Raw genomic sequence first — 8,781 nt, 5'->3', positions numbered from 1 at the left:
CTGGGTCGTCGAGGTCTGCCATAGCTGGTTCAACCGCTTCCGCAAGCTGCTCGTGCGCTACGRGAAACTCGAGCGCAGCTTCGTCGCCCTCAACCACCTTGCCGCTGCCATCATTGCCTTCCGCAAGGTACCTGCCGACGTCAACATAATTTACGGATAAGTTCTTAATCCACCTGCCCAAACCCAATGAATACGAAGGGACCTCCTCGGGGTAGGTTCGACCGCTGCGCCATCATGTAGTGGCGGCGGCAGGCCGCAAACATGAAAGGAGCCCTTATGAATGCCATCGCACGGGTAGGCGTCGACCTGGCGAAGAATGTGCTGCAGGTGCACGCGGTGGATCTTGGTGGAACGGTCGTTGCGAATCGCGCGTTGGCGCGAGGGAAGTTCATCGAATGGTGCGCGCAGCTGCCAGCCGGTTGCTTGGTTGCAATGGAGGCGTGTTCTGGGGCGCACTTTTGGAGCCGGAAGCTCCTTGCGATGGGCCTGGATCCACGCATCATTCCGGCGCAGCTTGTCGGGCCATACCGCCTGCAGGGTCGCGGGGGCAAGAACGACGCGAACGATGCCGCGGCCATCTGCGAGGCGGCATCCCGCCCCCAGATGCACTTCGTGCCAACCAAGACCGTTGCTCAGCAAGGCATGCTCTGCGTGCACCGACTGCGCGAAGGCCTCAAGGAAGAACGAACAGCCTGCATCAATCGAATCCGAGGACTGTTGGGCGAGTTCGGTGTCGTCCTCCCGCAAACGTCGGCGGTCTTGCGTGCGCGAATCAGCGAAGTCGTTGAGGATGGAACCAACGAGATCGCCGGCGTGGCGCGTCTTGTGCTTCAGCGGGCAGCGGAGCATTGGCGGGAACTCGATGACCATATCATGTGGTGTGATGAGCGCATCGCAGCCCATCGGAAGAATGATGAACAGGTCAGGCGAGCTTCTCAACTCAAGGGCGTTGGCCCTGTCACTGCGTCCGCGCTGATCGCGACGGTTGGGGACTTCAAGCAGTTCCGCAATGGCGCGCAATTTGGTGCTTGGTTGGGACTGACACCCAACCAAAATTCCAGCGGCGGCAAGACGAGATTGGGTGGAATCACGAAGCGAGGCGATATGTACCTCCGAATGCTGTTGATCCAAGCGGCCCGATCGGCAGTTCTCTCGGCCGACAAGCGCAGCGATCCCATCTCAAAATGGGTCCAGCGCCTGCGCGAGCGGTCCGGTTGGCAGAAAGCGGCCGTCGCCCTCGCCAACAAGAATGCGCGGATCCTGTGGGCCGTTCTGGCCAAAAACCAGGTCTTCGACTGCAACCACGTGAGCGTCAAGCCCTGCGCTATGCCACCCGTTGCGTAACGAGGGATGATTGACCGACAAACTGAAATTCCTGACAGACCTGAGCTGAAGATACGTTGAACTGGTTAGACCGTCAGCAGGCAAGCTCGTGTCCATCCCAGTGGACACTCGACACCACGCGCAATGAATGGAGCCCTGCTGAGCGGTTTATATCTGGGCCCGCACCACGTCGTGCAACAAGGCCGCCTGTAGATGGGCAGTCTTCCCTGTTCAATCGTCCCGATGCTCGAGCCTCGAAGGATCGGTACCCAGAGCCAGACACCACGCTTGCCTTGACACAAGCGGAGGTCCCTGTAGGGATGGACGCCCCCACCCGAACCGTCATCGATGTGCCAAAGTGGAAGTGTCACCAACCACTTGAACCGAGAGGGGCGTCCCTCATGAAGATTACGACTGTTGGCATCGACCTGGCAAAGAATGTGTTCCAGGTTCACGTAGTGGATGAGCATGGCAAGTTCGCGCTGCGCAAGCAGTTGCGACGCGACCAGATGACCGCGTTCTTCGTGAACCTGCCTCCGTGCCTCATCGGCATGGAAGCCTGCGGCAGCGCCCACCATTGGGCGCGCCCCCTGCAGGGCTTCGGCCACACGGTGCGCCTGATGTCGCCGCAGTTCGTCAAGCTCGATGTGCCTACAGGAGCTGCGGAGACACTGGCTGCTGCGTCCTGAGTGGCACCAGGGGCGCCCGCGAGCAATGCTCGAGGTCGCCGACCAGCTGCTGCAGGAGGCCGATCAAAGTTTGGCGCTGCGCCGCGTCGAAAGGCGCCATCAGTCGTTCGTAGGCGTCTTCGGCCGGCGCGTCGGTTCGCTGCAGCAAGGCAAGACCTGCTGCCGTGACGGTCAGCACTCGTTTGCGCCGGTTGTCCAGCTGAACTCGTCGGTCCACCAGACCACGGGTCTCCAGCCCCCGCAGCAGCAACGACACCGTGACCTTGTCCAGCCCGATGGCGCGCGCCACCGACGTCTGGTCCAGGGTGCAGTCCGCCCGCAGCGCGGTGAGCACTGCATACTGTCCCGGTGTGATGCCCAGGTCGCTGCACGCCGACTCGAAAATCGACACGGAGATCTGGTGCGCCCGACGCAGCAGGAAGCCCGGCCGCGCGTACAGCAGTTCGTCGATGTCCTGGACCACATTCGTTGAGTCCTCACAGGAATCTTCGGACCGGACCGGAGCTGATAGGGCAGCCGACGGGAAGGACACCGGGGACATCAGGAGGCTTCTTTCGGGAATCGAGGGCACTCAGGCCGACGCACGGTGGCCGCTGAGTTCGCTACCGGAGTCGGCTGCAAGACGCAGGCAGTGCGGCAAGGCGGCCAGTGCAATCAGGGCCACCAAAGCAAAGGCCAGCGCGAAGTCGGCAGCCGACGGGTCGAGACGCGCACCAGCCCGCGCCGCACGGTCAACCACCAAGGCCGACAGGGAGATGCCCAGCATCACCGCGAGCTGCTGGCCCATGGTGTTCAGCGTCGTGGCAGCAGCGACCTTCTGCGGCGGAAGGTCGGCATACGCGATGGCAGCCAGCGCATTGAACTGAATCGAGCGGAAGAACCCCGCCACCGACACGGCCAGCGCGATGGCAGCAAGGCCCCATGACGCCTGGAAGAACGCGCACAGCGCCAGCCCCACCGCGCAGAACACGCCGTTGACGACCAACACGCGCCGGAAACCCCACCGACGCAGCATGCCGGCCGTCTGGGTCTTGGTCACGAACGCCACGGCGCCGCTCGCCAGCAATGCCAGTCCGCTTTGCAAGGCACTGAAACCCAGACCGATCTGCAACATCAATGGCAGTAGGAAGGGCAACGCGCCGTAGCCCACGCGCACCAGCGAGCCGGCCCAGAACGAGGTGCGGAACGTCGGCACTTTCAGCAGGGCGAATTCCAGCAACGGCGTGGCGGCGCGACGGCTGCGGACTTGATAGGCCCAACCCAGCGCGACTATCACCAAGAGGAGCCCGAGTCCGATGGGCCACGTCGCCACGTCCAGTCGTCCATGACGCGCCCACTCCAGCGCCGCGATGCTCCCGGCGAGCACCAGTGCAACAAGGGTCCATGCCAGCCCATCAAAGCGTCCCTGCACCGGATGACGGATCTGCGGCATCGCACGACCGGAAAACCAATAGCCGGCCAGGCCGATCGGCACATTGATCAGGAAGATCCAGTGCCAAGACAACCAGGTCGTGATGAGGCCCCCCAGCGGAGGCCCCAGCAACGGGCCCAACATCGCCGGGGTGATCATCCAGGCCAAAGCCAGAACCAGCGCGGCGCGCGGAGTGGAATGCACGATCGCCATGCGCCCGACAGGGACCATGAGCGCGGCCCCGACACCCTGCAGGGCGCGGGCGGCGGCCAGCGACCCAAGGTTGGGCGCCATCGCACACAACACCGAACTGACCACGAACAGAACCACCGCCGCGCGGAACACCGAGCGCGTGCCCCAGCGCGCGGCCAGGTGGCCGCTGGTCGGAATGAAGGCCACGCTGCACAGCAGGTACAGCGTCATCGTGAGGTTCAGGCTGAGCGAGGAGACTCCGAACGCATTCGCGATTTCGGGAATCGCGGGCGCAATGATGGTCGAGTCGAGCTGCTCCATGAAAAAAGCCAGGCCGACGAGCAGGGAGAGGGGGCGGTATGAGGGGGACGTCTGCATGCGATGGCGCTGCGCTGCCTCGGGGAGCACAGGAGCGTCATTCTCGGACTGCCTGACCGCATTGCTTGCTCGGTAAGCGCATATGCAATCTCGGAATGGTTCTAATGGGCCGCCCTGCTCCGGCCTAGCATTTGCACCTTCCCTCAGCCTTCTGCGGCCCGCACAGTTAGTTTGCTAACCATCACGGTCGTCAGCACCCTTCGCATGACATCCTTCACCCTCGTGGCGCCCGAGCCGGCGAATCTCTCCGACACCGATGCTGTCCTCATCGACACCCGCCCCGCGACAGATTACTGGCCCGCGCACCTGCCGGGCGCCCGTCATCTCGATCCCTCCCTGCTGACACTGCAGCGCACGGACGGCCCGTCCATTGCTCGGTTCCAGGCGCTGCTGACCTGGTCGCTGTCGGCGCTGGGAATCGGCACAGACAGCCGGGTCCTGATCTACGGCGCAGCGGCCGAGGTGAACGTGTCGCGTGTGGCCTGGGCACTGGGTTATGCAGGCGTGGCGCAGATCCGGCTGCTGGATGGCGGGCTCGCCGCGCTCGGGGCCGTTGAGCTGACGTCCGAAGCGCCCTTGTTCCAGGCGAAGCCATTCAAGATTCATGCTGTCACGTCCTTCCTGGCCACCGCCGAACAGGCCCAGGCCGCCGGCGACGCAAGCCAGGCCGGCCAGTTGGTGGATGCACGAGAGCACGACGAGTTTCTCGGGTTGCGCTCAAATGCACGGCGCAATGGCCGCATTCCGGGCGCGGTGTTCTGGGACGCACGCAAGGAGGTCGACGCGCGCGGCCGGTTCCGCGCGGCCAATGACCTTGACCGGGACTTCGCAGCGGTGGCAGCGCGAGACGAACCCCTGGTCGCCTATTGCGGCGGTGGCGGACGGGCGGCGCGCACGTTCGTCGCGCTCCAGTTGGCCGGTTACTCGAAGGCCGCGGTCTATCCCGCCTCCTGGAACGAGTGGGGCAACCAGGACAGCCTGCCAATCGAGACCGGCGCACCCCACGCCGTTGCGGCCTGAGCACCTGCCGGTCAACCCAACAACCTCACCGACGGAAACAAGACACATGGACTCCCTGCTGATTGAAGAAGAGCGCCTGGACGAGACCCAGCCCAAGATCCTCACGATCGACGAGTATGTCGGCGCCCCTGAGACCTTCGAGGGTGTGACCCTCCAACCCTATGCACCGGTCGTCGGCGCCAACGTGCGCGGCTTGCGCCTGGATGGCGTGTCACCGCCGGCCGAGGCCGTGCGCAAGTTCGTCTATGACGGCCTTCTGCGCTACGGCTTCCTGGCGTTCGAGCCCGGCACCGTCGCTGCCGAACACTTCGGCCAGCTGGTCGGACTCTTCGGCGAAGCGCGTCTCATGAACACGCCCTACACGCCGGCGTCGCAGGACGATGCGAAAGTCAACACAATCGACTCGAAGGTCAAGAAGACCCGAATGAACTTCATCTGGCACATCGACCAAGCCTTTCGCACCACCCCGCCCCGCTACACCGCCCTGTTCGGCAAGAAGGTTCCGCCGTTCGGCGGCGACACGCTCTTTGCCAATGCCACGGCGGCTTACGACCTGCTGGACCCGCTGCTGGCGAAATACCTCGAGACCCTCACCGCGGTGCACGACGTCGAGACCCAGGGCTTTCTGACACTGGCCTACCAGGACCGAGAGGAACTCGCGGCCCAGCGCGCAAAAACACCGCCTATCGAAGTGCCCCTCATCCGCGTACATCCGGAGACCGGCCGCAAGCAGATCTTCGTCAATGAGCTCTACACACTGCGCATCCTGGGCCTGTCCCGCACGGCCAGCCAGAGCCTGATCGACCTTCTGCTGGATCTGGTGAAGTCGCCCGACGTGCAGGCGCGTTTCCGCTGGCAAGAAGGCACGACGCTCATCTGGGACAACCGCACCGTGCAGCACCGCGGGGTGGGCGATTACGGCGCGGGCCATCGCGTGCTGCATCGTGCGGTGGTGCAGTAAGACGTCGCTTCTTCCGATTTGCCTTGGCGTCAAACGCCCTTCGAAAGACACATGAATCGCAGAGACCTCCTCCAGGCACTGGCGCTTGCCAGCGTCGCGCCCCTGGGCGTCGGACACGCCGCCTCGCAGGCGCGCCCCGTGCGCATCACCCTCCCTTCGCCCGGCAGCGCCGGCTCGGCGTGGCAGCCGCTGATCGACCAACTCAAGCTCAACACCGACCCGTCCCTGGTTCTGAACTGGGTGGTGGCCGATCCCGGAAAAATGCAGACGCAGCTCAGTGCGGGTGCACTGGACATCGGCGTGTTCGGCGCGGCAGGTCTTGCGACGCTGGCGGCACGCGGAAGCGACATCGTGCTGTTCGGCCCTGCCCTGAACAACCACGGCCGCTGGCTGGTGCCGGCGAACAGCCCCTACAAGACGCCGAAAGACCTGATCGGCAAGACCATCGCGTCCGCGCAAGAAACGACCGAGACCTACCAGCAGGCGCGTATTGCCGCTTCGCTCAGCGGCATCGACCTGAAGAAGGACGTGAAGGTCATCTTCGGTTCACCCACGGCCAATCTGGCGCTGTTCGAACGCGGCGACGTCGATGCCATCATCACGCTCGAGCCCACCGCGAGTCGCCTGGTGGGACGCGGCGCGCGTGAGATCGCCCGCGTCGCCGACATTTGGAAAGAGGCGACCGGGCAGACCGGGGACCCGATCCTGGTAGGGCTGGCAGCCAGCCGCAAGTGGCTCGATGCCAACCGCGAGACCGCCGCCGAAGTGGTGGCACTGTTCAAGCGCGTCAACGCCGCAATCCAGAAACAACCCCAGCTGCTGACCACGATCACCGCGGAGATGGGTCTCAAGCCAGACGAGACCAAGGCGGCTGCCCTGCTGCCGACCCGGCTCGCTACGGCTTATGCGACCGAGTGGAACGGCAAGGTGTTCGCCACCATCGACAAGCAGATCGAAGTGGCCGCGCGTCTGGGCATCATCGACAAGGTCCCGGCTGAAAAGCTCTATCTCCAGCTATGACCCAGCATGCCGCTGACGCGATTGCCGCGCCCTCTTCTGCCCTGACCGAAGGCATTGGCCAACGTGTCCTCGCCGCCATCGTCAGCGTATGGCCACAGGCCTTGTTCTTCGTCTTGCTGGTCGCCTGTTGGGAAGGCATGGCGCTCTGGCTGCACTCTCCGCTTGTGCCGGGCGTGGGGCCGATCTTCCGGGAGCTAGTAAAGATCACGGACAACGGCTTCGCCTTCTCTGAAATCTGGGTCACGTTCGTGCGCATGTCGCTGGGCTTCCTGCTCGCGTTGCTCGTCGCGCTTCCGATCGGCATTGCCGCCGCCGTCTCCCGTACGGCGGCTCGCTTTTTCGAGCCCGGCATCATTCTCGGTCTGACCGTGCCGGGTCTCGTCTGGGCGCTGTTGTGCGTAATCTGGTTCGGCGTGAGCATGTGGTCGCCTGTGATCTCAGTGGCACTGGGCGTATTGCCGTCTCTCGTGATCGCGGTCCAGCAGGGCGTTCGCTCGCTGAGCCTGGAGACTTCCGAAATGGCGCGGGTGTTCCGGCTCAAACGCTCCGCGGTGCTCCGGCGCATTTGGATGCCCTTGCTCTACGCCTTCCTCGTGTCCGGCTGCCGTATCGGCTTCTCGATCGCGTGGAAAGTGATCGTGCTGGTCGAAATCTTCGGCATGTCCAATGGCGTGGGTTACCAGCTCAACGCGCAGTTCAGCACGCAGAACGTGGAAGGGGTCATTGCCTGGACGCTCGCTTTCTGGCTCGCCATGATCGTGGTCGAGCACGGCATCTTCCGGCCGCTCGACCGGCATGCCAACCACTGGAAAAAGGGAGCAGGCCATGAGCAGTGACATCGTGCTGCAAGACCTAAAGAAGTCCTATCCGGGACGGGCGGGTCAACGGGATAAGATCGTTTTCGACGGCCTCGGCATGACGGTACGCGCAGGCGAACTCGTCGCCTTGGTCGGCCCATCGGGTTGTGGCAAGTCTACGCTGCTGAGCCTGGTGGCCGGCCTGGACCTGCCCACGCGCGGGGAGATTGCCTTCGAGCATCCGCGCGACGACATTGATCTGAGTGTTGTGTTCCAGCAGCCGCGTCTGGTCGACTGGCTCACAGTGCAGGAAAACGTGTCGCTGGTCTTTGAGCGGGACCGCCCGCCGGCGGGCAACCCTGCCACGGTCGCGACGCAGCTGCTGGCCAAGGTCCAGTTGCAGGATCTGGCGCAGAGCTATCCGCAGTTCCTGTCGGGCGGTCAGAAGCAGCGCGTGGCCATCGCGCGCGCATTTGCAATCCGCCCAGACGTGCTCCTGCTCGACGAACCGTTCAGCGCGCTCGACGAACTCACAGCCCGTCGGCTTCGCGTGGTGTTGCAGAACCTCTGGATGGACGAAGCGCAGCCGCGACCGACCGGCATTCTCGTGACTCACAACATGATGGAAGCGGCGTTTCTCGCGGACCGCATCTATGTGATGGGAGGACATCCGGCGCATTTCACGGCGGTGATCGATGTGGATCTGCCGCGGCCGCGCGACCCGGACGATCCAGCCGTGTTCGCAGTGCACCGTGCAGTGATGAAGGCGTTGACGCACTGAACATTGCGCCCTTGTTTTTGACAGCTAGCGGCGCGCAGTGCGGAGAGCGCAGAGCCTGCTTCCGGCCGAACAGCGCGAGCCAGGAAGCAAGCGGAATGACCGAGGCGACCCTTCTGATTGGGCGCGTCCAGCAGAAACGCATCTGCAACGGTGAGGCCTCGTATTTGGAATGTCGAGACCTATTGGATCAAGCGATAAAACAATGCGGC

At 63.9% G+C, this 8,781-nt stretch carries 9 protein-coding genes and 1 pseudogene; 8 read left to right on the top strand and 2 right to left on the bottom strand.

Features of this window, described 5'->3' with window-relative positions; all coding sequences use genetic code 11:
- The 3 genes and pseudogenes from AC1DF3_RS31480 to AC1DF3_RS31470 form a co-directional block, all read left to right on the top strand.
- The coding region (locus AC1DF3_RS31480) for a transposase (protein ID WP_478142006.1) at positions 1-160 on the top strand (160 nt) is incomplete at its 5' end.
- Positions 161-276: 116 nt separating this feature from the next.
- Complete coding sequence (locus tag AC1DF3_RS31475; protein ID WP_478142004.1) at positions 277-1,344, top strand: IS110 family RNA-guided transposase; 1,068 nt, start codon at positions 277-279, stop codon at positions 1,342-1,344.
- A gap of 380 nt (positions 1,345-1,724) precedes the next feature.
- Positions 1,725-1,979, top strand: a pseudogene (locus AC1DF3_RS31470) (IS110 family transposase); the annotation flags it as partial.
- Here AC1DF3_RS31470 and AC1DF3_RS31465 read toward each other — a convergent pair.
- Together AC1DF3_RS31465 and AC1DF3_RS31460 are read right to left on the bottom strand one after the other, a co-directional pair.
- Positions 1,975-2,475 (bottom strand): MarR family winged helix-turn-helix transcriptional regulator, encoded by a 501-nt coding sequence (locus AC1DF3_RS31465; protein ID WP_478142003.1) that lies wholly within the window; start codon positions 2,473-2,475, stop codon positions 1,975-1,977. The pseudogene AC1DF3_RS31470 and the gene AC1DF3_RS31465 sit on opposite strands and share 5 nt — an antisense overlap.
- A 108-nt stretch (positions 2,476-2,583) precedes the next feature.
- The gene (locus tag AC1DF3_RS31460; RefSeq protein WP_478142002.1) at positions 2,584-3,993 is read right to left on the bottom strand and encodes an MFS transporter; all 1,410 of its coding nucleotides are present in this window, start codon (positions 3,991-3,993) and stop codon (positions 2,584-2,586) included.
- A gap of 204 nt (positions 3,994-4,197) precedes the next feature.
- On the opposite strand from AC1DF3_RS31460, the gene AC1DF3_RS31455 reads away from it, so the two are divergent.
- Genes AC1DF3_RS31455 through AC1DF3_RS31435 form a run of 5 tightly spaced genes read left to right on the top strand, consistent with a single transcriptional unit; the run spans position 4,198 to position 8,572 of the window.
- On the top strand, positions 4,198-5,013 hold the full coding sequence (locus AC1DF3_RS31455; RefSeq protein ID WP_478142001.1) for a sulfurtransferase: 816 nt from the start codon (positions 4,198-4,200) through the stop codon (positions 5,011-5,013).
- Between the two features lie 46 nt (positions 5,014-5,059).
- A complete protein-coding gene (locus tag AC1DF3_RS31450; RefSeq protein ID WP_478142000.1) occupies positions 5,060-5,974 on the top strand; it encodes a TauD/TfdA dioxygenase family protein in 915 nt (304 codons plus the stop codon).
- Positions 5,975-6,025: 51 nt separating this feature from the next.
- Positions 6,026-6,994, top strand: coding sequence for an ABC transporter substrate-binding protein (locus tag AC1DF3_RS31445; RefSeq protein ID WP_478141999.1), 969 nt, complete (start codon positions 6,026-6,028; stop codon positions 6,992-6,994).
- Positions 6,991-7,830 carry an ABC transporter permease gene (locus tag AC1DF3_RS31440; RefSeq protein WP_478141998.1) on the top strand — a complete coding sequence of 280 codons (840 nt, stop codon included), beginning with the start codon at positions 6,991-6,993 and terminating at the stop codon, positions 7,828-7,830. Before AC1DF3_RS31445 ends, AC1DF3_RS31440 begins: the two co-directional genes overlap by 4 nt.
- Complete coding sequence (locus tag AC1DF3_RS31435; protein ID WP_478141997.1) at positions 7,820-8,572, top strand: ABC transporter ATP-binding protein; 753 nt, start codon at positions 7,820-7,822, stop codon at positions 8,570-8,572. The genes AC1DF3_RS31440 and AC1DF3_RS31435 overlap by 11 nt, the downstream gene beginning before the upstream one ends.
- Positions 8,573-8,781 lie beyond the last annotated feature (209 nt).

It is taken from the genome of Variovorax sp. 10N432 (assembly GCF_056394465.1).
Note: the sequence above shows the minus strand (reverse complement) of the source record. Positions and strands in the feature narration are given on the sequence as shown.